This is a genomic window from Bacillus sp. GZB (assembly GCF_001975995.1).
Lineage (GTDB): Bacteria > Bacillota > Bacilli > Bacillales > Bacillaceae > Bacillus > Bacillus velezensis.
Map to the genome: position 1 here is coordinate 591,408 of NZ_MTQG01000016.1, position 22,812 is coordinate 614,219.

The 22,812-nt window shown below is 47.2% G+C and carries 28 protein-coding genes and 1 pseudogene; 3 read left to right on the plus strand and 26 right to left on the minus strand.

Translation table 11 applies throughout. The features are described 5' to 3' along the window. The 14 genes from BXO87_RS08800 to spoIIR all read right to left on the minus strand — a co-directional run bounded on the left by BXO87_RS08800 (window position 1) and on the right by spoIIR (window position 9,845). Entirely contained in the window at window positions 1-546 is a 546-nt protein-coding gene (locus BXO87_RS08800; RefSeq protein WP_003151169.1) for a F0F1 ATP synthase subunit delta, read from the minus strand. Then, on the minus strand, window positions 543-1,055 hold the full coding sequence (gene atpF / locus BXO87_RS08805; protein WP_003151168.1) for a F0F1 ATP synthase subunit B: 513 nt from the start codon (window positions 1,053-1,055) through the stop codon (window positions 543-545). Before atpF ends, BXO87_RS08800 begins: the two co-directional genes overlap by 4 nt. Window positions 1,056-1,197: 142 nt before the next feature. Then, entirely contained in the window at window positions 1,198-1,410 is a 213-nt protein-coding gene (atpE, locus tag BXO87_RS08810; RefSeq protein ID WP_003151167.1) for a F0F1 ATP synthase subunit C, read from the minus strand. A gap of 45 nt (window positions 1,411-1,455) precedes the next feature. Next, on the minus strand, window positions 1,456-2,190 hold the full coding sequence (gene atpB, locus BXO87_RS08815; protein WP_029325729.1) for a F0F1 ATP synthase subunit A: 735 nt from the start codon (window positions 2,188-2,190) through the stop codon (window positions 1,456-1,458). 7 nt (window positions 2,191-2,197) lie between these two features. Continuing rightward, window positions 2,198-2,581 (minus strand): ATP synthase subunit I, encoded by a 384-nt coding sequence (gene atpI / locus BXO87_RS08820; protein ID WP_003151155.1) that lies wholly within the window; start codon window positions 2,579-2,581, stop codon window positions 2,198-2,200. A 421-nt stretch (window positions 2,582-3,002) separates the two neighbouring features. Then, window positions 3,003-3,632 (minus strand): uracil phosphoribosyltransferase, encoded by a 630-nt coding sequence (gene upp / locus BXO87_RS08825; RefSeq protein ID WP_003151154.1) that lies wholly within the window; start codon window positions 3,630-3,632, stop codon window positions 3,003-3,005. 133 nt (window positions 3,633-3,765) lie between these two features. After that, window positions 3,766-5,013: a serine hydroxymethyltransferase gene (gene glyA, locus BXO87_RS08830; protein WP_007614376.1), complete on the minus strand. Its 1,248-nt coding sequence runs from the start codon at window positions 5,011-5,013 to the stop codon at window positions 3,766-3,768. A 146-nt stretch (window positions 5,014-5,159) separates the two neighbouring features. Continuing rightward, window positions 5,160-5,702, minus strand: coding sequence for a TIGR01440 family protein (locus BXO87_RS08835; protein ID WP_007407598.1), 543 nt, complete (start codon window positions 5,700-5,702; stop codon window positions 5,160-5,162). Window positions 5,703-5,715: 13 nt separating this feature from the next. Then, window positions 5,716-6,165, minus strand: a complete 450-nt coding sequence (gene rpiB, locus BXO87_RS08840; protein WP_038460169.1) for a ribose 5-phosphate isomerase B — start codon at window positions 6,163-6,165, stop codon at window positions 5,716-5,718. A 133-nt stretch (window positions 6,166-6,298) separates the two neighbouring features. Beyond that, a complete protein-coding gene (locus BXO87_RS08845) occupies window positions 6,299-6,754 on the minus strand; it encodes a low molecular weight protein arginine phosphatase (RefSeq protein ID WP_038460171.1) in 456 nt (151 codons plus the stop codon). 73 nt (window positions 6,755-6,827) lie between these two features. Next, window positions 6,828-7,385 (minus strand): manganese efflux pump MntP, encoded by a 558-nt coding sequence (locus tag BXO87_RS08850; RefSeq protein ID WP_038460173.1) that lies wholly within the window; start codon window positions 7,383-7,385, stop codon window positions 6,828-6,830. A gap of 68 nt (window positions 7,386-7,453) precedes the next feature. After that, window positions 7,454-8,494 (minus strand): L-threonylcarbamoyladenylate synthase, encoded by a 1,041-nt coding sequence (locus tag BXO87_RS08855; protein WP_038460175.1) that lies wholly within the window; start codon window positions 8,492-8,494, stop codon window positions 7,454-7,456. A gap of 156 nt (window positions 8,495-8,650) precedes the next feature. Then, window positions 8,651-9,094 (minus strand): GNAT family N-acetyltransferase, encoded by a 444-nt coding sequence (locus BXO87_RS08860; RefSeq protein WP_007614382.1) that lies wholly within the window; start codon window positions 9,092-9,094, stop codon window positions 8,651-8,653. Window positions 9,095-9,164: 70 nt separating this feature from the next. Further along, on the minus strand, window positions 9,165-9,845 hold the full coding sequence (gene spoIIR / locus BXO87_RS08865; RefSeq protein WP_038460177.1) for a stage II sporulation protein R: 681 nt from the start codon (window positions 9,843-9,845) through the stop codon (window positions 9,165-9,167). Between the two features lie 160 nt (window positions 9,846-10,005). Here spoIIR and BXO87_RS08870 point away from each other — a divergent pair, with 160 nt between their 5' ends. Next, on the plus strand, window positions 10,006-10,380 hold the full coding sequence (locus tag BXO87_RS08870; RefSeq protein WP_032869468.1) for a UPF0715 family protein: 375 nt from the start codon (window positions 10,006-10,008) through the stop codon (window positions 10,378-10,380). On the opposite strand, the gene BXO87_RS08875 is transcribed toward BXO87_RS08870, so the two are convergent. The 3 genes from BXO87_RS08875 to prfA all read right to left on the minus strand — a co-directional run bounded on the left by BXO87_RS08875 (window position 10,367) and on the right by prfA (window position 12,648). Further along, complete coding sequence (locus BXO87_RS08875; RefSeq protein WP_076851312.1) at window positions 10,367-10,618, minus strand: DUF5316 family protein; 252 nt, start codon at window positions 10,616-10,618, stop codon at window positions 10,367-10,369. The two genes, BXO87_RS08870 and BXO87_RS08875, sit on opposite strands and share 14 nt — an antisense overlap. Before the next feature lie 97 nt (window positions 10,619-10,715). Then, on the minus strand, window positions 10,716-11,576 hold the full coding sequence (prmC, locus tag BXO87_RS08880) for a peptide chain release factor N(5)-glutamine methyltransferase (protein ID WP_038460181.1): 861 nt from the start codon (window positions 11,574-11,576) through the stop codon (window positions 10,716-10,718). Between the two features lies 1 nt (window position 11,577). Beyond that, the gene (gene prfA, locus BXO87_RS08885; RefSeq protein ID WP_003151139.1) at window positions 11,578-12,648 is read right to left on the minus strand and encodes a peptide chain release factor 1; all 1,071 of its coding nucleotides are present in this window, start codon (window positions 12,646-12,648) and stop codon (window positions 11,578-11,580) included. A 111-nt stretch (window positions 12,649-12,759) separates the two neighbouring features. Here prfA and gloA2 point away from each other — a divergent pair, with 111 nt between their 5' ends. Both gloA2 and racA read left to right on the plus strand, forming a co-directional pair. Next, on the plus strand, window positions 12,760-13,143 hold the full coding sequence (gene gloA2 / locus BXO87_RS08890) for an SMU1112c/YaeR family gloxylase I-like metalloprotein (RefSeq protein ID WP_007614387.1): 384 nt from the start codon (window positions 12,760-12,762) through the stop codon (window positions 13,141-13,143). Window positions 13,144-13,253: 110 nt separating this feature from the next. Further along, a complete protein-coding gene (gene racA, locus BXO87_RS08895) occupies window positions 13,254-13,817 on the plus strand; it encodes a chromosome-anchoring protein RacA (protein ID WP_038460183.1) in 564 nt (187 codons plus the stop codon). A gap of 33 nt (window positions 13,818-13,850) precedes the next feature. Here racA and BXO87_RS08900 read toward each other — a convergent pair whose 3' ends face one another. The 9 genes and pseudogenes from BXO87_RS08900 to fsa all read right to left on the minus strand — a co-directional run bounded on the left by BXO87_RS08900 (window position 13,851) and on the right by fsa (window position 22,794). Next, window positions 13,851-14,807, minus strand: a complete 957-nt coding sequence (locus BXO87_RS08900; RefSeq protein ID WP_007407608.1) for an AEC family transporter — start codon at window positions 14,805-14,807, stop codon at window positions 13,851-13,853. An 86-nt stretch (window positions 14,808-14,893) separates the two neighbouring features. Then, complete coding sequence (gene malS / locus BXO87_RS08905) at window positions 14,894-16,591, minus strand: oxaloacetate-decarboxylating malate dehydrogenase (protein ID WP_007407609.1); 1,698 nt, start codon at window positions 16,589-16,591, stop codon at window positions 14,894-14,896. A 276-nt stretch (window positions 16,592-16,867) separates the two neighbouring features. Further along, the gene (locus BXO87_RS08910) at window positions 16,868-17,458 is read right to left on the minus strand and encodes a thymidine kinase (protein WP_014306007.1); all 591 of its coding nucleotides are present in this window, start codon (window positions 17,456-17,458) and stop codon (window positions 16,868-16,870) included. 84 nt (window positions 17,459-17,542) lie between these two features. Next, entirely contained in the window at window positions 17,543-17,743 is a 201-nt protein-coding gene (gene rpmE, locus BXO87_RS08915) for a 50S ribosomal protein L31 (protein WP_003151132.1), read from the minus strand. 122 nt (window positions 17,744-17,865) lie between these two features. Continuing rightward, complete coding sequence (gene rho / locus BXO87_RS08920) at window positions 17,866-19,152, minus strand: transcription termination factor Rho (RefSeq protein WP_003151107.1); 1,287 nt, start codon at window positions 19,150-19,152, stop codon at window positions 17,866-17,868. Further along, window positions 19,149-19,358: pseudogene (locus tag BXO87_RS21260) on the minus strand (hypothetical protein). The gene rho and the pseudogene BXO87_RS21260 overlap by 4 nt, the downstream one beginning before the upstream one ends. A gap of 201 nt (window positions 19,359-19,559) precedes the next feature. Further along, a complete protein-coding gene (gene glpX, locus BXO87_RS08925; RefSeq protein WP_003151105.1) occupies window positions 19,560-20,525 on the minus strand; it encodes a class II fructose-bisphosphatase in 966 nt (321 codons plus the stop codon). Window positions 20,526-20,558: 33 nt separating this feature from the next. After that, a complete protein-coding gene (locus BXO87_RS08930; protein ID WP_007407612.1) occupies window positions 20,559-21,848 on the minus strand; it encodes a UDP-N-acetylglucosamine 1-carboxyvinyltransferase in 1,290 nt (429 codons plus the stop codon). A gap of 307 nt (window positions 21,849-22,155) precedes the next feature. Beyond that, window positions 22,156-22,794 (minus strand): fructose-6-phosphate aldolase, encoded by a 639-nt coding sequence (gene fsa, locus BXO87_RS08935; RefSeq protein ID WP_007407613.1) that lies wholly within the window; start codon window positions 22,792-22,794, stop codon window positions 22,156-22,158. Between the last annotated feature and the right edge of the window lie 18 nt (window positions 22,795-22,812).

The following is a 22,812-nucleotide window of genomic DNA, read 5'->3' on the forward strand; positions in this document are numbered from 1 at the left end:
CTATCGATTTCCTCCGGCAAGTTGACGTTCCATGCGCTCAAGCTTTCCGCTCACGCTTCCGTCATATATCCGGTTTCCAATGCGGACTTTAATGCCGCCTATTAAATCCGTCTGCACTTCATTTCTGATTCTGAGCGAAGCGATTCCGGCTTTTTTTGCAAACACTTGAGACAATGATAACATTTCCGCTTCTGACAGCGGTTTTACTGAATAAACAACCGCGTCCTCTGTCTGACGGGCCTGATTGGCAAGTTTGATAAACTCGTCTGTGAGATCAGGCACAATCGAAGACCGGCGGCGGTCAATCAGAAGAAAAATCGTATGCAGCACAGACTCAGACAGTGCGCCGAACGATTGCTGAATCAGCTCTTTTTTCTTAGCGGCCGATACCTTCGGATGGCTTAACACTTCCTGTAATCCGGCTTCGTTCCGGAACACTTCTTTTAGTACGGTAAGCTCTTCTTCGATTTCATTGATTTGAGAAGTCTCAACGGCAATGTCGAAAAGCGCTGACGCGTATCGTTTAGAGACAGCAGATCCACTCATCGGCTTTCTCCTACCTCTTTAAGATAGTCCTGAATCAGTTGTTCCTGGGCTTGTTCATCAAGCTCTTTTTCAATCACTTTCGATGCGATTAAGACAGAAAGTGATGCGACTTGCTCGCGAAGTGCGGAAACCGCTTGTTCTTTTTCTTTGACAATTTCGGTTCTCGCCGCTTCTTTCAATCTTTCAGACTCGGCGCGTGCAGCCTGGATAATGTCTTCCTTCTGCTTTTCACCCAGTTTTTTCGCATTTTCAATGAGTGATTGTGATTCCTGTTTCGCTTCTTTTAAAAGAACGCGCTGCTCTTCAATCAGCTTCTGCGCTTCTTTATTTCTTTCTTCAGCGGACGTAATTTCGCCGGCGATATGATCTTCACGCTGTTTCATTATATTTAATAGCGGTCCAAGAGCGAATTTCTTGAGAAGCGCTAATAAAACTAACATAGCTAACAATTGGAATAGGATATCTCCGCCGTTAAACGACAGTCCTAATTCAAGAGGTAATTGAGACATCTACTACGGCAACTCCCTTCTGCAGGTTTTCTCTGCTGATAAAAAGCCGTTTCGGGACGGCGTGCTTATCAGACATAAAGCAATGGCGAAGGTTCTCTTAGAGTGATCTTCGCCATTTTTAGTTCATATAAGGCTTTTTTGCTTAGCCAAAGAACGCTAAGAACGCGATAACGACAGCGATAATCGGAAGGGCCTCAACCAATGCGATACCCATGAACATAAGAGTTCTAAGTTCTTTTCCTGCTTCCGGCTGACGGGCGATTCCCTCTACCGTACGTGAAACGATCAGACCGTTACCAATACCTGCACCAAGTGCACCTAAACCGATTGCAATTGCAGCTGCTATTAAATTCATGAAAAAGTTCCTCCTTTAAAATGTTATCCGAATGGATATATGATTTTAATGATCATGACTGATTTTGTGTGACATGTACACCATCGTCAGCATCGTAAAGATAAATGCCTGGATGGTACCGATGAACAAGCTGAACGCCTGCCATGCAAGCATCGGAAGAATGGCTCCGACTGTGCCGACCAAACCGAGAAAGAAGCTGTTTGAGTAGAAATTCGTCGCCAGATTCGCAAGCAGGCCAAGAAGAATTTCCCCGGCGAAAATGTTACCGTAAAGACGAAGTCCGAGTGTCAGCGTATTCGCAAACTCCTCAATGATCTTCATCGGGAACATAAGCGGAACCGGTCTGAGGTAATCCTTAGAGTATTCCTTCAAACCTTTCATCTTCACGCCGTAATAGTGCGTTAACGACACAACCATAACGGCTAGAGTCAGAGTAATAGCCGGATCGGCCGTCGGTGATTTCCACCAAAGCTCGTGTCCGACCGTTACAGAAAACGGCAGCCCCAGCATATTTGATACAAATATGTACATCAGCAAGGTTACACCAAGCGCCAAGAAGTTAGCCCCTGTTTTTAAATCCATTGTACTGCCTATAATATTGCGGACAAAATCAACAATCCATTCCATGAAGTTCTGGGCTTTTCCTGGACGGATGGACAGCGTTCTCGTAGTGAGAATCGCAATCAGCAGCACAATCACACTTGCCACAGTAATCATCAGAATGTTTGTCAGATTAAAAGTAAGACCAAACAAATCCATAGTTCTGTAATCGTGATTCAATGGGTTTTCACCTCTCTTCCATTGATGAACGTTTGAGCTGAATAATGGAATCTATCATAATGACGGGATAAATTGTCATTAATCCAATAATCACACTTGCCACACTGACTTTATCGGGATATTTAAAGGCGACAGCCATCGCAAGTATCGCATTGCACCAACGCGCTGCGCTCCCGAGTGATCGTATGGACTTTCCTTTCGCCACGGCCTTGTCAAAAGCATTCATTCTTCTGGTCAAGAGCCACAAATTAAACAAACTGAAAACAGTTCCCAAAAAGAGGCCTAGAAAAACAGTTTTATACGCCGTAAGACCATATCCCAGCAAATAGATTGCTAAGATCACAAATACATATCTCCGTTGTCTGCTGAATGTAAGATTGGGATCGTCCATCAACTATCTGTCTCCTGATGAAAATGTAATATAATTCCTGGATACGGCAAAACATGCGGTTAACCCTTTGCAGAAGGCCTTTTTTTGTCCCGCAAAACGGCCTGTTCGAAAAAACCACTCATCCTCCTGATGCCACGGGATGCTGTTTCATTCGCTTAGATAAATCCTCATATAACGGGTTTTTTGGAGGATTTAAAATGAGGATGGATACTAGAAATGAAAGGAATGAAAACCTTCTCATAATACCCTCGTTTAGCATACAATAGCCCCTAACATGTGTCAATCTGTTTAAAGTTAAAAAACTTTTTATACCGAAAGCATACACAGAATGTTCACAAATTCACCTATAAATGTATGAAGTCTGCCCATTCAGCAAATATCTGGATAAAAAAAGAAAACCCCCTGAATGAGGTTTTCCGATTTATTTGGTTCCGTACAGTCTGTCACCCGCATCACCGAGGCCCGGAACGATATAGCCTTTTTCATTCAGTTTTTCATCAAGGGCGGCGATATAAATATCAACGTCAGAGTGATGTTTCTGCAGCTCTTCCACGCCTTCCGGAGCCGCTACAAGACACATAAAACGAATGTTTCTCGCGCCGCGCTTTTTCAGGCTGTTTATCGCTTCCACCGCAGAACCTCCCGTAGCAAGCATCGGATCCACGACAATAAATTCGCGTTCTTCTACATCAGAAGGAAGCTTGACATAGTATTCCACCGGTTTTAAGGTTTCCGGATCACGGTATAATCCGACATGTCCCACTTTAGCGGCCGGGATTAATTTCAGCATGCCGTCAACCATTCCGAGACCCGCTCTCAGGATCGGCACGATACCGAGTTTCTTCCCTGAAATCACTTTGGATGTCGCTGTTTGAACAGGTGTTTTCACTTCCACTTCTTTAAGAGGAAGATCACGTGTAATTTCAAACGCCATCAGTGACGCGACTTCGTCCACAAGGTCTCTGAAATCCTTTGTGCCTGTATTTTCATTCCGAATATATGTCAGTTTATGCTGGATTAAAGGATGATCAAATACGTAAACCTTTCCCATACTGTGTTCAGCTCCTTTTTTGTTGTCCGAGTGACTTTTTCACACTTCTATTGATTCTACAGAAAAAGACAAACAGTTTCAAGAAAATCATAAAAAAACCCGCCGGATTAGGTTCCGGCGGGTTTCTTCCTTATTAATAGTCCAGTTCTTTATATAAAGGAAACTTTTCAGTCAAGGCAGATACGCGCTGTCTCGCTTCTTCAAGTTTTGCTTCATCTTCATGATTTTTCAGCGCGAGGCCGATGATGGCGCCGACTTCTTCAAGCGCGTCACCGTCAAAGCCGCGGCTTGTCACAGCTGCCGTACCAAGACGGATTCCGCTTGTGACGAACGGTTTTTCCGGATCGTAAGGGATCGCGTTTTTATTAGATGTAATGCCGATTTCATCAAGAACGTGTTCAGCGACTTTTCCGGTCAGACCGAGAGAACGGAGGTCAACAAGCACAAGGTGGTTATCCGTTCCGCCTGATACGAGCTGAATGCCCTCTTTGTTCAGGGACTCAGCCAGGCGCTTCGCGTTCGAGATGACGTTTTGCGCATATGTTTTGAAATCATCTTCAAGCACTTCTCCGAAAGAAACGGCTTTGGCCGCGATGACATGCATAAGCGGTCCGCCTTGGATTCCCGGGAAAATGGATTTATCAATCTTTTTGCCGAACTCTTCACGGCAAAGGATCATTCCTCCGCGGGGGCCGCGAAGTGTTTTGTGAGTCGTTGTCGTTACAAAGTCAGCGTAAGGAACCGGATTCGGATGAAGACCGGCTGCGACAAGACCCGCGATATGCGCCATGTCTACCATGAAGTAAGCGCCGACTTCATCAGCGATTTCGCGGAATTTTTTAAAGTCGATCGTGCGGGGGTACGCGCTCGCTCCGGCAACGATGAGTTTCGGCTTATGCGCCAGCGCTTTTTCACGCACATCTTCATAATCTATATATTGCGTGTCTTTATCGACACCGTATTCTACAAAGTTGTATTGAACGCCGCTGAAATTAACCGGGCTTCCGTGTGTTAAGTGGCCGCCGTGGGAGAGGTTCATCCCGAGCACCGTGTCGCCGTGCTCTAAAATCGTGAAGTAAACAGCCATGTTCGCTTGAGCGCCTGAGTGCGGCTGAACGTTTACATGCTCAGCTCCGAAAATCTCTTTCGCGCGGTCGCGGGCGATGTCCTCGACGACATCAACATGCTCACAGCCGCCGTAGTAGCGTTTGCCGGGGTAGCCTTCAGCATATTTGTTTGTTAAAACAGAGCCTTGTGCTTCCATTACCGCTTCCGTCACGAAGTTTTCAGAAGCAATTAATTCGATCTTAGTCTGTTGACGCTTACGCTCATCTTTGATGGCGTTAAACACTTGTTTGTCTTGTACAGGTAAATGTTTCATCAGCGAGATCCTCTCCTATCCGTTCCTGTTCTTTATTTTTACCACCCTTATTGTACATGGTTTTTCAGGTGAATGTAACAGCTTATTTAAAAAAAACACAAAATTTAATTAGAAAACACGAACATTATACAGGAAAAGTATTTTCATCATTCGCATTCATAAACAGCACGAATTCCGCCTATCAGCTTTGGTCTTGTCCGGGCCATCGTCACATGTGCTTCTCCAAGCTCACGGCTTGATATCCGGACAGGGACGGCAACGGGTTTCAGATGCATGCCGATGAACGTATCACCGATGTCAATCCCGGCGTCAGCCTGAATCGATTCGGCGAGCACGGGAGAACGCATCTGCCGGTATGCATAAGAGGCCATCGCTCCGCCCGCTTTCGGGACGGGGACGGCTGAAACAATGGGGAGCCTGAACCGCTCGGCCGTTTCCGCTTCAATGACAAGCGCCCTGTTTAAATGCTCGCAGCATTGAAAAGCAAGATGCACACCCGTTTTTTCCTTAAACCGGTTAAGTCCGCCGTATATCAATTCAGCCCAATCCCCGCTTCCGGCGGTGCCGATCCGGCTTCCGGCGGCTTCACTTGTACTGCACCCGATCACCAGCAGACTGCCGTCCGTCAGTCCTGCCTGCTCTTGAAACTCAGTCAGCATGTCCGTCCATTTTTGCTTCATCTCTTCCATTGTCCAGCACCTCTTACAGATTTTTTTCTTCGTAATCTGCGATTTTGCCGATCCGCCGTTCGTGGCGGCCGCCCGTAAATTCAGTCGTCAGCCAGACTTTTGCGATTTCGCGCGCCAGCCCCGGGCCGATGACGCGTTCGCCCATCGCAAGAACATTCGTGTCATTGTGTTCACGCGTCGCTTTTGCGCTGAAGGTGTCATGGGCAAGCGCACAGCGTATGCCCTTTACCTTATTTGCGGAGATGCTCATGCCGATGCCTGTGCCGCAAATTAAAATTCCCCTGTCAGCTTCGCCGTTCACCACTTTTTCCGCTACCGGAAAAGCGTAGTCTGAATAATCGACAGAGCCGGCGCCGCATTCACAGCCCATATCAATGTATTCAATCTGCAATTCATCCAAAAGACTTTTTATTTCTTTGCGGATATGGACGCCGCCGTGATCTGACGCAATAGCTACTTTCATTCATTTACCTCCTAGGTGTGGCTGGGCGAAGACAGCCCAGTGTGCTTGTCCTTTTTATTACGAAATCCGTTGATTTCATTCTACTCTTTCACATTCGTTTTGCAAATGACCTGTTTGCAGATTTTCTGACAGATTACTTGCTTTTTCCGTCAAGCAATTGATCAGCCAAAAGGGTCAGCAGCTCCTCCAGTTCGTCCCGCGTCTGTTTATAAACATCAAGCGGACCGCCGAACGGGTCAGAGATATCGCCGTTTTCCCCCGTTACGTATTCTTTAATGGTAAAGACTTTGCCCTGACTGTTTTGATATCGGCCTTCAATCAGCTGTTTATGCTGTTCCGTCATCGCCAGCACCAGATCAGCCGTCTCGATATGTTCTTCCGATAAGGGAGATGAACTGTGATTGAGAGCGATCCGTTTTTCAAACAGCGCTTCTACGGCATGGACCGACGCTTTTCCGTACGGAGTCGCGAATACGCCGGCCGAGCTTACGCTGACATCCAGCCCTTTCGTTTCTGCAATGGATTTAAAAAGAGCCTCAGCCATGGGACTGCGGCACGTATTGCCTGTACATACAAAGATTATTTTCATGTCCGTCACCTCTTACTGCCTATTATAAATGAAGAAAAAAGAAACGGCATCTTCGTTTCTTTTTTTACGTATCTTATATCGGTAAAAGCAGTTTCAGCCCGAATCCGATCAAAATGGCTCCGCCAAGCGCTTCGCTGTAGGAGCCGAGCCACGACTGCACCTTTTTTCCCGCCAAAAGGCCCGCCCATGTTAAAACGGTGCTGAAGACCCCGAACAGTGTAACGGCCAGAAACGGATTGGAGCCGTTCATCCCGAGACTGAGCCCGACAGAAAAGCTGTCCAGACTGACACCGACCGCAAACAGCAACAGTCCCGAGCCTGCCGGAGATATGAGCGGCCCGTCTGATTGTTTAAACGCGGCGATGATCATCTGCACTCCTAAAATGAAAAGAAGAGATCCGCCGATGTAAACGGCGAGCATCCCCAAAAAACCGGACAGCAGATGCCCGGCCGCCATTCCCACAAGCGGCATCATGACATGAAACAGCCCGATGACAACCCCTATATGAAAAATCTGTTTTTTCTTCAGCTGAATCATTCCCATTCCGAGCCCGACGGAAAAGGCATCCGTCCCCAAAGCAAATGCCATGATGCTTAAGGAGACAAGTTCCCCGATGAATAGATTCGACATGAAATAAAAACCCCCTTGGACGTGCCCGCTTGTTTAGCTTATGCATGTCCGATAAGGGGTAGAACAAGTTAATGGATAACGGTGCCGCCTGCGGCTTTCATCAGCCTGTTCATCACGGCGAGCCCCACTCCGGTATCCGGAAAGGACTCAGAAATAATCATGTCCACTTCCGCTTCATCAAAGCTGCGGAGCGCATCGTATAAGGCGGATGCCACTGTTTCAAGGTCGGCGCGTCTGCCGCAGACCTTGATATAATCAGCCTGGTAACTATCGGCGTTCTCTTCTGTTGTCAAAATGCCGATTCGTTTTCCCCGGCTTTTATATACGTCTGCCAGTTCTTGAATTCTCCGGGCGCCGCCGTCGGCAATAGCCATCGGCGCAGAAGGCGCGTAATGTGTATATTTCATACCCGGAGAAATAGGAACCTCATCTTCTTCGGTCAGCCCTTTATCCACAAGAACCGGGCCGGCGGCGGATTCAATCTGCTCTTTTGTCACGCCGCCCGGACGAAGCAGCACGGGCTGTTTCCCCGTACAGGACAGAACAGTTGATTCCACTCCGATTCCCGTCGCGCCGCCGTCCACAATACCGGCAATGCGGCCGTTTAAATCATGAGCTACATGCTCGGCCTTCGTCGGGCTCGGTTTTCCTGATAAATTGGCGCTCGGCGCGGCGATCGGCAGTCCGGCAGAGCTGATGAGGGCTAATGCTGCCGGATGATCAGGCATTCTGACCGCTACCGTCTCAAGTCCCGCGGTGACACGGGGTGACAGCACACCGGGCTTACACGGCAGGACAAGGGTCAGCGCCCCCGGCCAGAATAGCTTCATAAGCTTTTTCGCCGTATCAGGAATATGGCTGATAAAACGATCAAGCTGGCTGATATGGGATATATGCACAATCAGCGGGTTATCGCTCGGCCTTCCTTTCGCCTCATATATTTTGGTTACGGCTTCCGTATTTTCAGCGTTAGCGCCCAGTCCGTAAACGGTTTCTGTCGGAAAAGCCACAACCTCATTCTGCCGGAGCAATTCCGCGGCTTGTGTAATCTGGGGATCGGTTGTGGATAATTCGCGCGAACAATCCACAAACCATCTTTTTGTTTTCATGTATAACCAAACTCCTTATTTTAAAGCGGTAAAACTTTATTTTCTCTCGTGTATTCCTTTTGAAAGTATAAAAGATGTCCTTTAATAAAACAAGTGTTATCCACAAACTGTGGACAACACTTTTTAATAAGTGGATAACCTTGTGTATAAGTTAGATCAGGCAGAGGTTTTCACCATTAAAAACGAACCTTCTGTGCATAACGAGTTGCGGAAATGTTCGGACGTATACAGTTCATCAGGCGCATCGGCGCACGCTTCAAATCCCATCACATTCAGAAACTCAGCAGATGAGGGCTGATTGGCGACTAAGTAGACATCTTGAATCTCATGTTTTTTGCACAGCACATCCATACTTTGAAACAGTGTAACGATATGGCTTTGATTCAGCCTGTCCGACATGACGAGTGAACGGAGAAGCCCTTTTCCGCCGCTGAATTTTTCGATCCCGAGACAGGCGGCAATCTTTTTTTCGCTGTCTTCCAGCACGATAAACCGGCTGATCTGCTGATCGATTTCCGCATGTGCCGTATCAGCCTTTTTCAAAAAGGCCTCCAGCGCCTCCGTATCTTGATCTCTTGCCACTCTCAGCTGATAAAACATATATTTCCCTCCGTTTCGATCAACTCTTTCTTCCAATCTATGAATCGAATCCGGATTTATGCCTTTTGCTTCAGGAAAATAGATCTGAAATCCAATCGACGAGGAAAAACTTCACTTCTGTATCATCATCATCTTTATTTTCTTTCTTCGCTTTATCTGCCTTTGCTTTTACGTCATCCAGCACTTTTTTAGTCTGTTTCTGCGTTTCTTCCTGCTTCTGTCCGCCGTCTTCCTGATCTTTCACCGCTTCGCCGTTTGAGAAATCAAGGAAGCACAGCGGCGGAAACAAGACGCACCACCAGTTGGCGCCCTCGCCATTGCCGAGTGTAATTAAAATCGCTTCATATTTTCCGGCCGGATAGACCATATTGCCGTACAGCTTTGTCGGAAATGAGATTTTATTGAATTGAACTGAAACAGATTGATGCGCACCCTTTTCTCTCATCGTTTGTTTGGCGATTTCTTTAATTTCAGGAAGCTTCGAACGAATGAGCCGCCGCGCTTCTTCAATGGAAGTGATATCTTTCACCCAGTCCGTGATTTGCTTGTTTACAGCATCTCTGATCTGGCGCTTGAGCTTTTGATCCTCATCGTTATCACTGTTGGCCAAAATTCTGAGCCGGATCGCTTCATCCGGTATGACGACGGGCTCATTGGCTGATGCCCGCGCCGTTTCTTCTTTTGTCAAACCCGCAAGCGCTCCTGATAATAAAAGAAAAATATATATGCAGATCATCATGGTCTGTTTCATCGGTCCCCACCGTTCCTCTCCGTGCTTTTTTTATCTAGTCCCATTATGGACATGACGGAAAAGGTTTAAACCGGCGGGAAGAAAAAAATCTAGCAAGCTGATAATCTGCATTGACAGATTCAAAATATGGTACGATATTATTTTGATAGGAGGTTTTCAGATGAAATATAATTACACCGTGCTGCTGTCGGCGGCATGTATGTCTGTCATTTATTCTATTTTGTATGTTCATCAATTCATTATCGCGGCTTTCATTTCGATGGCGTTTTATTTTTTGTTTCCTTATTTGATTTTTGCGCTGCCGCTTCAATACTTTCTGAATAAAAAGCCGAAGAGATTTCATCCGCTGTATCTTCTTTATTATTTAGGGGTGTCATTCATTGCAAACGGGATCATCTTCGGTCTTTTGCAGCCGTCAGGCCAATCTCTGTTTTCTAATTCAGCCTTTTATATCTTTGCGGTTTTAACAGCCGTCGTCTATTGGGTATGGGATTCCGTATTGCTGCAAAGACAAAATCCGGCTACAGAAGCGTAATCAGCAGACAGCCGGCTGAAGGGAGAGCGGCGCAAAAGAAAACGGCGGCCATCTTTAAACGGGCGTGCCGTCCTTCTTCTGTTTCAGAATGATAATTGGCCCGCTGCTCCGCTCCGCTTACGGCCAACCCGGAAACGATGATCGCTGTGACGATAAGAACAGCCGTAACGGCGCCGAAAATGATGGCAAAGCCAAACGGCAGAACAAACCCCGCCGCATAAGCTGCGGCGGCGAGTATACATCCGAAGGCGAACGCTTTTTTCTAGGCGGATGCCCCTTTCATTTTCTTTCCATTGTAACAAAAGCCCGCCGTGTGCGTCACCGGCGGGCTTTTTTCATGATGTGATGATCGCGGATACGGTTCTGTCTTTTCCGTTGATGTCCTGTACGACTTCCACTTCCGCATTCGGAAAGGAATGACGGAACAGGTCTTTCACGGCTTTTCCCTGATTATATCCGATTTCAAAGACGACAAGCGCTTTATCTTTCATGACAAGAGGCAGCTCCTCCATAAACCGCTTGTAGAACTTCAAACCGTCACCGCCGTCCGTAAGTGCATGAAGCGGCTCATGGAAACGGACGATATCCGACAAATCCGCCATTTCTTCTTCAGAAATATACGGCGGATTGGAAACAATAATATCCGCTTTTTTCCCTGATGAAATAAAAGGAGTTAACAGATCTCCCTGCAAAAAACAGACGTCCGCTCCGAGGTTCTGCGCATTTCTTTCCGCCACCTGCAGCGCTTCTTTTGAAATATCCGAAGCCGATACTGAAAAATGTCCGCATTCAAGCGCGAGCGTCACCGCAATGGCTCCGCTCCCCGTACCGATATCAATGACGTTCAGGCGTTCTACCTCGGAAAATACCCGCTTCTGTCTGTCCAGCAGATGAAAGACGACTTCTTCCGTTTCCGGACGCGGAATGAGAACATCGTCATTCACAAAAAATTCTCTGCCGTAAAACTGTTCTTTCCCGATAATATATTGAATCGGAATACCTTCTTTATGCATCTCCACGTGCCGTCTGAATCGATAAAGCTCGTCCTCGCCGACGGGCTCCTGCAGACTTGCGAGAAGTTTGCTCCGATCCATTCCGGTATCATTTAACAGCAGCAGCTCGGCCGCGTTTTTTTCTCTTCCCGCTTCGGTTAAATAAGAAGAAGCCCAGCTTAGGGCTTCAAAAACGGTCTTCATCTTAATTTTCCGCCTGCTGGAGCTTGCTTGACTGGTCTTCTACGATTAACGCTTCAACCACTTCATCAAGCTTGCCTTCCAGGATTTGATCCAGCTTTTGAATCGTCAGGCCGATGCGGTGATCCGTCACACGGTTTTGCGGGAAATTGTATGTGCGGATACGCTCGGAACGGTCGCCTGAACCGACGGCTGATTTACGAGTCTGATCATATTCAGCCTGAGCTTCCTGCTGGAATTTGTCATAGATTCTGGCGCGGAGCACCTTCATCGCTTTTTCTTTGTTTTTAATCTGGGATTTTTCATCCTGACAGGATACGACGACACCGGTCGGTAAATGCGTCAGGCGTACGGCCGACATCGTCGTGTTTACGCTTTGTCCGCCCGGTCCGCTTGATGCGAATGTATCGACGCGGATGTCTTTTTCGTGGATGTCCACTTCTACTTCTTCCGCTTCAGGAAGACACGCCACCGTCGCCGTGGATGTATGAATACGGCCGCCTGATTCCGTTTCCGGAACACGCTGTACGCGGTGCGCGCCATTTTCATACTTCAGCTTGGAGTATGCGCCTTTTCCCGTAATCATAAAGATGATTTCTTTATAACCGCCCGTTCCGGTCACGTTTGCTTCCATGACTTCGGTCTTCCAGCCTTGGATTTCGGCGTAACGGGAGTACATTCTGTAGAGATTTCCCGCAAACAGCGCGGCTTCTTCTCCTCCCGCTGCTCCGCGGATCTCCATGATTACGTTTTTGTCATCGTTCGGGTCTTTCGGGATGAGGAGCACTTTCAAACGCTCTGATAAGGTTTCCGTCTCTCCCTGCAGTTCGGAGATTTCTTCCTTCACCATTTCTCTCATATCGGCATCAAGCTTTTCCTCAAGCATCGCTTTCGCATCGGCAAGCTGTTCTGATGCGTCTCTGTATTGTCTATAGACTTCAACGGTTTCTTGTATATCAGATTGCTCTTTCGAATATTCTCTAAGCTTTTTCGGATCGTTGACCACTTCCGGATCACTTAAAAGCTCATTTAATTTTTCGTATCGTTGTTCAATTGACTGTAAACGGTCTAACACGGTCTTCACCTCTGTTTTCCTGTGCGTAACATTCTCATTATAGTATAGGGCTTATCGCCAGTCAAAAGCAATTCGCCTCTGTTATACTGAAGCAAAAAAGGAGAGGCGGATATGCTGAAATCCATCCACCATATAGCAATCATATGCTCTGATTATGAAAAGTCGAAAGCTTTTTACACCGAGATTCTCGGTTTCGGCATTATAAAAGAAACATACCGAAAGGATCGCGGATCTTATAAACTTGATCTGGCGCTGGACGGCGCGTATGCGATTGAATTGTTTTCCTTTCCCGATCCGCCCGAACGGCCGACCAGACCGGAAGCCGCGGGTCTCCGGCATCTCGCTTTCACCGTAAACGATCTTGAAGCAGCCGTCAGGGAGTTAAAGGAAAAGGGCGTCGGCACAGAACCGATCAGAACCGATCCGCTGACGGGGAAACGGTTTACCTTTTTCTTCGATCCCGACAAGCTTCCGCTTGAATTGTATGAAGCGTAACGTTTTTTGAAGAAATGCCGTTTTCTTTGGCGAATTCCTTCTTGTTTTGTCTAACATGAAGGGAACGCCGCCTCATGGTCGAATACCTAGCAAAAAGGAGGTATGTGATCATGAATACAAACATGGCCGCAAAAGAGCTCGGCGTCTCCGCAAAAACGGTGCAAAGGTGGGTCAAGCAGCTGAATCTTCCGGCTGAAAGGAATGAGCTCGGACATTATGCCTTTACACCTGAGGATCTTGATGTGCTGAAATCGGTCAAACGGCAAATTTCTGAAGGCACTGCCCTTCTGGATGTTCAAGTGCCCCGGCAGCCGAAAAAACGGACGGGCTTCATTTTGCAGCGTCCGAAAATCAATGGCGGCGCTGAACAAAGATTGGCAGAGCTGGAGCGCAAACTGGACATTCTCACGAAAGAGAAACAAGGTGAGAACCATCTGCTTTCAAGGATAGAGGAGCTTGAACGCCAGCTGAAACAAAAGGCGGATGAAGGGGTGTCTTATCAGCTTCTTCAGCACAGGCGGGAAATTGACGACCTCAATACCGAATTGCAGACATTGGCCTCCCGCATCCAGGAACTTTCCCAGACAGCTCCCCTCTCAGAAACAGCCGCTTCTTCAGAACATAAGAAACCCAGAAAAAAAACGAGATTTTCGCCTTTTAAATTTCAATTCTAATCAAAAAAGCTCCCTGAAACAGGGAGCTTTTCATTATGCAGTCAGCGCAATGATGATCGGCAGTGAGATGAGAGATAAAATCGCACTGATCACGAACGCGGACGCAGTTTCTTCCTCTTGTTTTTCGAAACGTGTGGCAATCATCGCCGCTACCGCAGATCCAGGGAATGCAACGAGCAATACCGCTTTAGTGATCTGGTCAGCCGGAAGTCCGACTGCAAGAGCGATCAAGTACATCAGCGCAGGCTGAACGGCAACTTTTAACAAAGCGATACCGAAAGCCGGCAGACTGAGCTTAATGTTGCGGATACCGACAGTTACACCGACGGCGAAGAGCGCAACACCTGATGTTGTGCTTCCGAGCTGATCAAGCATTTTTTCTCCCAAGCCAGGGAGTGTTACACCGCAGAGTACCAGAATGATACTGATAAGCGGTGCAGCCGCAAGCGGTTCGGAAAGACCGTGAAGAATAGACTTACCAGTCATTTTCCAGAAGTTCTCGTTTTCAGTGTCTTTTTTCTTAGATGACTCACCGACAGTAGCGATAATGATCGCAAGCGGGTCAAGGATGGCGTTAACCACGATACCCGTAACGGCGATAGGAATCGCTACTTCGCTTGCTCCGAATAAGCTTCCCAGTACGGGAATACCCATAAAAGCAAATGTCGGCTGTGCAGAGTTTAAAGAAAATACAGATGAATTCGTTAAATCATACTTGAAGATAAATTTACAAACCAACAGAATGACGATAAAGAATCCGACAATCCCAATGATCAAAGCGACCATCAATGGAACCTGTGATAAAAACGCACTTCTTGAAGTGGTTAAAATACTTGCGATAAAATGCGCCGGAAGCGCGTACTTCGTAACTAAGGTGCTTACCCCTTTTGCTGACTTCGCGTCATAACTTCCGAAGCGACCTGCGAACCATCCCAGCACGATCACGAAAAAGATCGGCGCCAGGAGGATTAAAATATCTAAGAAGCTCAAAATATTCTCCTCCAAATCCTTAATGTCCGTATACTTTAGCCTTTACATAAAAGCTTTCCCTCGGACTGTAAAATTAATCGTAAAAATTATTTAGCGACAACTTGCTTATATTGCGGTTTCCACATTGCATCAAGAACGGCTTGTTCTACATTTTCAGGAATGCGGTTTGCCACGCCTTCTTTAATGGCAGTTTCCGCTACGGCGATCGCAACTTTAATTGAAACTTCTTGTAAGTCGCTCATGCTCGGCAGAAGGCCTGCACCCGGTGTTTCAAAATCAACGCTTTCTGCGATTGCGTCAGCAGTTGCCGCAAACATTGCAGGAGTAATTACTTTCGCTTCTACAACGATTGAACCGAGACCAAGTCCAGGGAACGCGAATGCGTTGTTAGATTGTCCGATTTCATGAGAAACGCCATTGTACTCTACATTGTCAAACGGGCTTCCTGTCGCCACAAGCACTTTGCCGTCAGTCCATTTGAAAAGATCGCTAGGAACGGCTTCAGCAAGCGGTGTCGGGTTAGACATCGGCATGATGACCGGACGCTCAACGTGTTTTGCCATTTCTTTGACGATTTCTTCACTGAACGCGCCGCTTTGGCCTGATGTACCGATTAAGATTGTCGGTTTCGCTTGACGGATCACTTCAATGAAAGGAATTTGTCCATTTTCATCGCGTTTCCAATCTTTAATTTCTTCAGCTGTGCGCAGGTACGGCTCTTGGAAATCAAGAATGTTTTCCATACCTTCAATTAACAAGCCTCTGTAGTCCATTGTGTAGAACGCTTTGTTGGCTTCTTCTTCAGAAAGACCGGCAAGCACCATAGTGTCGCGGATTTGGTCAGCGATTCCGATTCCGGCAGATCCTGCACCGAAGACAACCACACGCTGGTCTTTAATAGACGCGCCTGTTTTCTTCATAGCCGCAAGCACACCTGCAAGCGTAATCGCGCCTGTTCCTTGAATGTCATCGTTGAATGTAAGAATTTCATGGTTGTATTTCTTCATGATATTGCGCGCGTTTTTGTTTCCAAGGTCTTCCCAGTGAAGAAGAGCTTTAGGGAAATATTTAAGCGCAGCTTTTACATAAGCGTCAACGAAAGCTTCGTAACGTTCGCCTTGGATACGTTCATGGCGGTTACCGATGTATAAAGGATCGTTCAGAAGTTTTTCATTGTTCGTACCGACGTCAAGAACGACAGGAATAACGCGGCTTGGGTCAATACCGGCAGCAGCTGTGTATACGGCTAATTTACCGATGGCGATGTTGATACCGCCTACACCCCAGTCACCGATTCCGAGGATGCTTTCTGAGTCTGTCGCAACGATCAGATCAATATCTCCGGCAGTGGCATGAAGGTTTTCAAATGCCTCTTCGATTCCTTCTACATTGTCGATAGAAAGGTAAATCCCTTGAGGTCTTCTGTACTCATGGCTGTATTCTTGAATCGCTTCACCGACAGTCGGTGTGTAAACAACCGGTAGCATTTCACGAAGATGGTTTTGAAGCAATTTAAAGAAAAGAACTTCGTTACGGTTTTGCAAATCATTCAAATACACGTTTTGGCGAAGGCGGTCCGGCTGAGCTTGAAACTGCTCGTATGCGCGTTTTGCCTGCTCATCAAGAGACAGAATGGTCGGAGGAAGCAGCCCGTCTAATCCAAGGCTTTTTCTTTCTTCTGCTGAAAACGCAACACCTTTATTTAAAGTAGGGATAGATAGAACTTCTTTTCCTCTTAAAGTAGTTTCTAAGTTGCCTTCCTTCGTTACTTTAATATTATTCAAGAAAATCTCCTTCTTTCTTCAAATAGTTAACAAAGTTAAGTAATTACCCATTTTGGCTAGTGTGATCGCGATCTGCTATATCTTTTTTTGACAATTATTCGAACAATGTCTCATAACTATTTACATTACTTAGTCATTTTATGCCTGTAAAAATGAAAATTCAAGAGATGAAAATTACTTAATTTTTTCATACTCTTTTTTAAGTTAATTAACTACAATTTTTGAAAAACCGTCAAAAAAACACCGGATTTTTTACCGATGTTTTCATGAAAAGGGTTATTTATCAGTCTGTTTTTTCGGCACTTCGTGGTGATGTCTGCATCTCGCTTCGTATGACTCCGACGCGCCGACTAAAATGACCGGATCATCATAGGACGCGGGCTTCCCGTCAATCAAACGCTGCGTACGGCTTGCCGGCGACCCGCAAACGGAGCAGACCGCCTGCAGCTTCGTCACTGATTCGGCAACCGCCATCAGATTCGGCACCACGCCGAACGGCTCTCCCCGGAAATCCATATCAAGTCCGGCCGCGATGACACGATAGCCTTTATCCGCAAGCAAGGATAAGTCGCCGATGATCGATTCGCCGAAAAACTGCACTTCATCTACCGCGATGACGTCCGTGCTTTCACTGATATGATCCCATATTTCAGCCGAAGACGAGATGACGTGGCTTGTCATGGATGTGCCGTTGTGAGAAACGACGGCCTCCTCACTGTAGCGATTATCAATGGCAGGTTTGAACACCTTGACCTCCTGCTTCGCATATGTCGCTCTTTTCACTCTGCGGATCAGCTCTTCTGATTTCCCAGAGAACATGCTGCCGCATATCAGCTCAAGCCATCCGCTTTGCTTCATTATGTACATAGGCTATCCGCTCCCCTTTTTTTCCTGTTTATGGACATAAAAAACAGGCAAGAAGCAATTCTTGCCTGCCTGTAAAATCTATTATTACTTAAGACCGTATTTTTTGTTAAAGCGATCAACACGACCATCAGCAGAAGCGAATTTTTGACGTCCAGTGTAGAATGGGTGGCATTCAGAGCAAATCTCAACGCGTACCTCTTCTTTTACTGAGCCTGTTTCAAATTCATTTCCGCAAGCGCATTTAACTGTTGCTTTTTTGAAATTAGGATGAATTCCTGCTTTCATTGTATCCATCTCCTTCCGCCCTGAATCCCGTGTGGAAACAGAGTTATTATTCCGGAGCGAATCCGGAACGCATATGAGAGAATTATATCAGTCATTTACTGCATTTGCAAATACATTTTTTATCAGCGGCGGGCTGATGATGAAAGGTTTGCCTGCTTCCATTCTTGGTTGATCAGATCGAAGAATTCCTGATTCGTTTTTGTTTTTTTCATTTTTCTCATAAACTTCTCTGCGAAGTCCGGAGAATCAGACATCGATTTGCGGATCGCCCATAGACGGTCAAGATGCTCTTTCGGCACGAGCAGCTCTTCCTTCCGCGTGCCGGAGCGGCGGATATCGATCGCCGGGAAAATCCGTCTTTCCGCAAGAGAACGGTCAAGGTGAAGCTCCATGTTGCCCGTTCCTTTAAACTCTTCATAGATGACGTCATCCATCCGGGAGCCCGTGTCTACGAGCGCCGTCGCCAAAATGGTCAGGCTGCCGCCCTCTTCAATGTTTCTCGCGGCACCGAAAAAGCGCTTCGGACGATGGAACGCAGCCGGGTCAATCCCGCCGGAAAGCGTACGTCCGCTTGGCGGGATAACGAGGTTGTAGGCCCGTGCCAGGCGGGTAATGCTGTCCATCAGAATGATAACGTCTTTTTTGTGTTCAACGAGACGCATCGCCCGTTCAAGCACAAGTTCCGCTACCTTAATGTGATTTTCCGGCACTTCATCGAACGTCGAGCTGACGACATCGCCCGCTACGGAACGTTCAATATCCGTTACTTCTTCCGGTCTTTCATCAATTAAGAGAACGATCAATTCAGCGTCAGGCTGATTTGTCGTAATGCTGTTAGCGATTTCTTTTAACAGCATGGTTTTACCGGCTTTCGGCGGCGCCACGATCAGACCGCGCTGGCCGAAACCGACGGGAGCCATCATATCGAGAATTCTTGTTGAGAGATAATTCGGTTTCGTCTCAAGCACCATTTGGCGGTCCGGATAAAGCGGAGTCAGCGCAGGAAAATGAACGCGCTCTTTCGCAGATTCCGGATCGTCTCCATTTACCGCTTCAACGTGCAAAAGTCCGTAATAGCGTTCGTTTTCTTTCGGCGGACGCACCTTGCCGGATACTTTGTCACCGTTTCTTAAATCAAAGCGGCGGATCTGCGAAGCAGAAATATAGATGTCTTCTGAGCTTGGCGAGTAATTAATCGGTCTGAGGAAGCCGAATCCTTCCGATTGGATGATTTCGAGCACGCCTTCCATAAACAGAAGATCCTCCTGCTCGGCGTTGGCTTTCAGAATGGCAAAGATTAATTCTTTTTTAGTCAGTTTGCTGTAGTAGGAGATTTTATAATGTCTGGCCAGTTCATATAGTTCTTTTAATTTCATATTTTCCAAAGAGGAAATAGATACGTCTTTCATAAAAACACCACGCTTTTCATAGTCAATGTATTGCTGTTTTCATTCAAATCGGCTGCTTCGCATGATTCCGCCAAAGCACATTCTTTTATAAAACGTTAAGGAACTTCTATCGGTAACACTTCCACCCATGATCGGCGCTTTTTTTAAAAAAGGAATGTCTTAATGAGTTTTGAAGGAAGCGAGGACAAAAACTTGAGAAGATCAATATTTATATCGTCTGTATGCGGTAGAATTTGAAAATTTCCCAGTAATCAAAAGAAGGAATGACACAGAAAAATCGCAGCACTCTTTATTTTTACCTCATTTCAAAAAATTATTCAACTTAAATAATGCTTTGACATATAAATGATAGGGTTGACTCTTTATTGCAAAAGAAAAGCGGGACTTTCCGTCCCGCTTTTCTCTATTTATGGCCGGATCACAAGATTTGGTTTTTTCTTCAGGCTGTGTCTTCCGTCAACGAATCGGACCGTTCCTGATTTCGCACGGATGACCAGACTTTCAGTCGTACCGACGGAGCCTTTGAACTGAACGCCTTTCAGCAGCTCTCCGTCCGTGACGCCCGTTGCGGCAAAAATGGCGTCATCCCCTCTCACAAGGTCCTCCATCCGGAGCACTTTGGATACATCAAGGCCCATTCGCTCACAGCGGGCCTGCTCTTCCGCACTTTGCGGCAGAAGCCTGCCGATGATTTCGCCGCCGAGCGCTTTTAACGCAACGGCAGACAGCACGCCTTCAGGAGCCCCGCCTGAACCGAAGAGAATGTCTACTCCCGTATGGTCAAAGGCCGTATTGATGGCGCCCGCGACATCACCGTCGTTGATCAGTTTGATTCTGGCGCCCGCCTCACGCAATTCAGAGATGATTTTTTCGTGTCTGTCACGATTTAAAATGGTTGCCACGACATCTTCAATGTCTTTGTTTTTCGCTTTCGCAACGGCTTTTAAGTTATCAATGACAGGCGCTTCGATATCGATGCAGCCTACCGCTTCAGGACCGACCGCGATTTTTTCCATATACATATCCGGGGCGTTCAGCAATGTTCCATGGTCGGCGACCGCGATCACCGTCAGCGCATTCCAGCCGCCGCTCGCTACGATGTTTGTGCCTTCAAGAGGATCGACGGCGACATCGACGCGCGGGCCGTATCCATTTCCAAGCTTTTCGCCGATGTAAAGCATCGGCGCTTCATCCATCTCGCCTTCCCCGATCACGACCGTGCCTTTCATCGGCACCGTGTCAAACACGTCACGCATTGCGCTTGTCGCCGCATCATCAGCTTCATCTTTTTTCCCGCGGCCCATCCATCTGGCAGATGCTAAAGCCGCCGCTTCAGTGACTCGAACCAATTCCATCGATAAGCTTCTTTCCATTTCAACACGATCTCCTCTCAAAAGTCCGCATTTCTATGAATTTTGGAGCTGTTCTATCTCTTCGTCCGTCAGCCTTTGCCGCCAGATTGTGGCGCCCAGACCTTCGAGTTTTTTCTCAAGATTGCTGTAGCCGCGGTCTAAATGCTCGAGACCGGTAATTTCGGTTACGCCGTCAGCCATGAGCCCGGCTACGACCAGACAAGCGCCTGCACGCAGATCGCTCGCCTTTACTTTTGCGCCCTGAAGCTCGGCCGGACCGGTGATAATGGCCGACCTGCCTTCCACTTTCATATTGGCCCCCATCCGTCTCAACTCATCTATATGTTTAAATCGGGCCGAGTAGATGGTGTCGGTTACGACGCTCGTGCCGCTGGCTCTCGTTAACAGAGATGTCATCGGCTGCTGAAGATCAGTCGGGAATCCCGGGTAAACAAGCGTTTTTACGTCGACCGGTTTTATCTGCTTCTGCCCGCCGAGCATAAGAAGCTGATCGTCACTCGTCTCAATGTGAAAACCCATTTCCCTGAGCTTCGCCGTTAATGACTCCAGGTGAGTCGGTATGACATTATCAATAATGACTTCTTTCCCCATCGCGGCGCCGGCGATCATAAAGGTGCCCGCCTCAATTCTGTCCGGAATGATCGTATGCCTGCATCCGTGCAGCTCTTTTACGCCGTCGATTCTGATTACATTGGTTCCCGCGCCTTTGATCTTTGCGCCCATGCTGGTGAGCAATGTGGCAACATCAATAATCTCAGGTTCCTTGGCGGCGTTTTCTATCACGGTTTTACCTTCAGCCAGTACAGCGGCAAGCATGATATTGATCGTCGCTCCGACGCTGACGACATCTAAATAAATCCGTGCGCCTCTCAGCCTTTCGGCGCGCAGATAAATCGCGCCTTGTTCATTGGTGACTTCCGCCCCAAGCGCTTCAAACCCTTTGATATGCTGGTCAATCGGCCGCGGCCCGAGATGGCATCCGCCCGGCAGTCCGATGACCGCCTGTTTGAAGCGGCCCAGCATCGCGCCCATTAAGTAATAGGAAGCGCGGAGTTTTTTCACTTTGCCGTTGGGAAGCGGCATGCTGATCATCGGGGAAGGGTCGACGACCATTTCTCCTTTTTCAAAATGGACGTTTCCGCCGATTTCTTTCAGCAGGTCACGCAGCGTTTCAATATCTGAGATCTCCGGAAGCCCTTCGATCGTTACTTCGGAATTTGCCAGAATGGTTGCGGGTATCAATGCGACGGCGCTGTTTTTCGCACCGCTGATATGTACGGTTCCGTTTAACGGATCGCCGCCGGCAATATTCAACTTTTCCATGATAGTCTCCTTCCATAAGAAGATAGCTGCGGAGCGTAAATAAAATGGCATTTTATTCTGTCTCTGCAAATAAAGCTCTTGTCCAAAATGTAGCCAATTCGAAGAGAAAGAATACAAGGACATTATAAAATAACAGGAAGAAAATAGCGAAGCTTTGCGGGGCATTTTTAACACAGGATGCACAGAGGCCCGCCGGGTTCACATTCCGGGGAAACACACTCTTCACTTTGATACTGAAGGCCCGCTGCCAAACAGGAAAACATAAGGGTGCGGCAAACGGATGCAACCGGTTTGCCGCCCTTTTCACCTATTTATTCCAGTCTGCCAAGAATTGCTCGATGCCTTTATCCGTTAACGGATGTTTCGCCAGCTGGTGAATGACTTTAAGCGGCATCGTACCGATATGCGCACCGCGTAAAGCGGCTTCAGTCACGTGCTGCGCATGACGGATGGAAGCTGCGATGATTTGTGTATCAATATCATGAATGTCAAAAATCTGTCTGATTTCTGAAATCAGTTCAAGACCGTTATGGCCGATATCATCCAGACGGCCTAAGAACGGAGATACATAAGTCGCTCCGGCTCTTGCCGCCAAAAGCGCCTGGTTGGCACTGAAGATGAGCGTTACGTTTGTTTTAATGTTCAGGTCGCTCAGCGCTTTTACGGCTTTTAACCCTTCAGACGTCATCGGGATTTTCACCGTGATATTCGGTGCGATTTTCGCAAGTTCTTTACCTTCTTCAATCATCTCTTCAGCATTCAGGGAAATGACTTCCGCGCTTACTGATCCGCTCACGACTTCCGTAATCTCACGAAGTCTGTCATGGAAAGACACGTCAGCTTCTTTCGCCACTAAACTAGGGTTTGTCGTAACTCCGGCAAGAACGCCAAGTTCATAAGCTTCTTTAATCTCGTCAATGTTTGCTGTATCAATGAAAAATAACATAAGGAAAGCCTCCCCAGT

What these genes read in the sequence shown, in the direction of transcription:
- BXO87_RS08800 (WP_003151169.1), bottom strand. Translation starts at nt 546, where the DNA reads ATGAGTGGATCTGCTGTCTCTAAACGATACGCGTCAGCGCTTTTCGAC.
- atpF (WP_003151168.1), bottom strand. Translation starts at nt 1,055, where the DNA reads ATGTCTCAATTACCTCTTGAATTAGGACTGTCGTTTAACGGCGGAGAT.
- atpE (WP_003151167.1), bottom strand. Translation starts at nt 1,410, where the DNA reads ATGAATTTAATAGCAGCTGCAATTGCAATCGGTTTAGGTGCACTTGGT.
- atpI (WP_003151155.1), bottom strand. Translation starts at nt 2,581, where the DNA reads ATGGACGATCCCAATCTTACATTCAGCAGACAACGGAGATATGTATTT.
- upp (WP_003151154.1), bottom strand. Translation starts at nt 3,632, where the DNA reads ATGGGAAAGGTTTACGTATTTGATCATCCTTTAATCCAGCATAAACTG.
- glyA (WP_007614376.1), bottom strand. Translation starts at nt 5,013, where the DNA reads ATGAAACATTTACCTGTACAAGACAAACAAGTGTTTAACGCCATCAAA.
- BXO87_RS08835 (WP_007407598.1), bottom strand. Translation starts at nt 5,702, where the DNA reads ATGGAAGAGATGAAGCAAAAATGGACGGACATGCTGACTGAGTTTCAA.
- rpiB (WP_038460169.1), bottom strand. Translation starts at nt 6,165, where the DNA reads ATGAAAGTAGCTATTGCGTCAGATCACGGCGGCGTCCATATCCGCAAA.
- BXO87_RS08845 (WP_038460171.1), bottom strand. Translation starts at nt 6,754, where the DNA reads ATGAAAATAATCTTTGTATGTACAGGCAATACGTGCCGCAGTCCCATG.
- BXO87_RS08850 (WP_038460173.1), bottom strand. Translation starts at nt 7,385, where the DNA reads ATGTCGAATCTATTCATCGGGGAACTTGTCTCCTTAAGCATCATGGCA.
- BXO87_RS08855 (WP_038460175.1), bottom strand. Translation starts at nt 8,494, where the DNA reads ATGAAAACAAAAAGATGGTTTGTGGATTGTTCGCGCGAATTATCCACA.
- BXO87_RS08860 (WP_007614382.1), bottom strand. Translation starts at nt 9,094, where the DNA reads ATGTTTTATCAGCTGAGAGTGGCAAGAGATCAAGATACGGAGGCGCTG.
- spoIIR (WP_038460177.1), bottom strand. Translation starts at nt 9,845, where the DNA reads ATGAAACAGACCATGATGATCTGCATATATATTTTTCTTTTATTATCA.
- BXO87_RS08870 (WP_032869468.1), top strand. Translation starts at nt 10,006, where the DNA reads ATGAAATATAATTACACCGTGCTGCTGTCGGCGGCATGTATGTCTGTC.
- prmC (WP_038460181.1), bottom strand. Translation starts at nt 11,576, where the DNA reads ATGAAGACCGTTTTTGAAGCCCTAAGCTGGGCTTCTTCTTATTTAACC.
- gloA2 (WP_007614387.1), top strand. Translation starts at nt 12,760, where the DNA reads ATGCTGAAATCCATCCACCATATAGCAATCATATGCTCTGATTATGAA.
- racA (WP_038460183.1), top strand. Translation starts at nt 13,254, where the DNA reads ATGAATACAAACATGGCCGCAAAAGAGCTCGGCGTCTCCGCAAAAACG.
- BXO87_RS08910 (WP_014306007.1), bottom strand. Translation starts at nt 17,458, where the DNA reads ATGTACATAATGAAGCAAAGCGGATGGCTTGAGCTGATATGCGGCAGC.
- rpmE (WP_003151132.1), bottom strand. Translation starts at nt 17,743, where the DNA reads ATGAAAGCAGGAATTCATCCTAATTTCAAAAAAGCAACAGTTAAATGC.
- rho (WP_003151107.1), bottom strand. Translation starts at nt 19,152, where the DNA reads ATGAAAGACGTATCTATTTCCTCTTTGGAAAATATGAAATTAAAAGAA.
- glpX (WP_003151105.1), bottom strand. Translation starts at nt 20,525, where the DNA reads ATGGAAAGAAGCTTATCGATGGAATTGGTTCGAGTCACTGAAGCGGCG.
- BXO87_RS08930 (WP_007407612.1), bottom strand. Translation starts at nt 21,848, where the DNA reads ATGGAAAAGTTGAATATTGCCGGCGGCGATCCGTTAAACGGAACCGTA.
- fsa (WP_007407613.1), bottom strand. Translation starts at nt 22,794, where the DNA reads ATGTTATTTTTCATTGATACAGCAAACATTGACGAGATTAAAGAAGCT.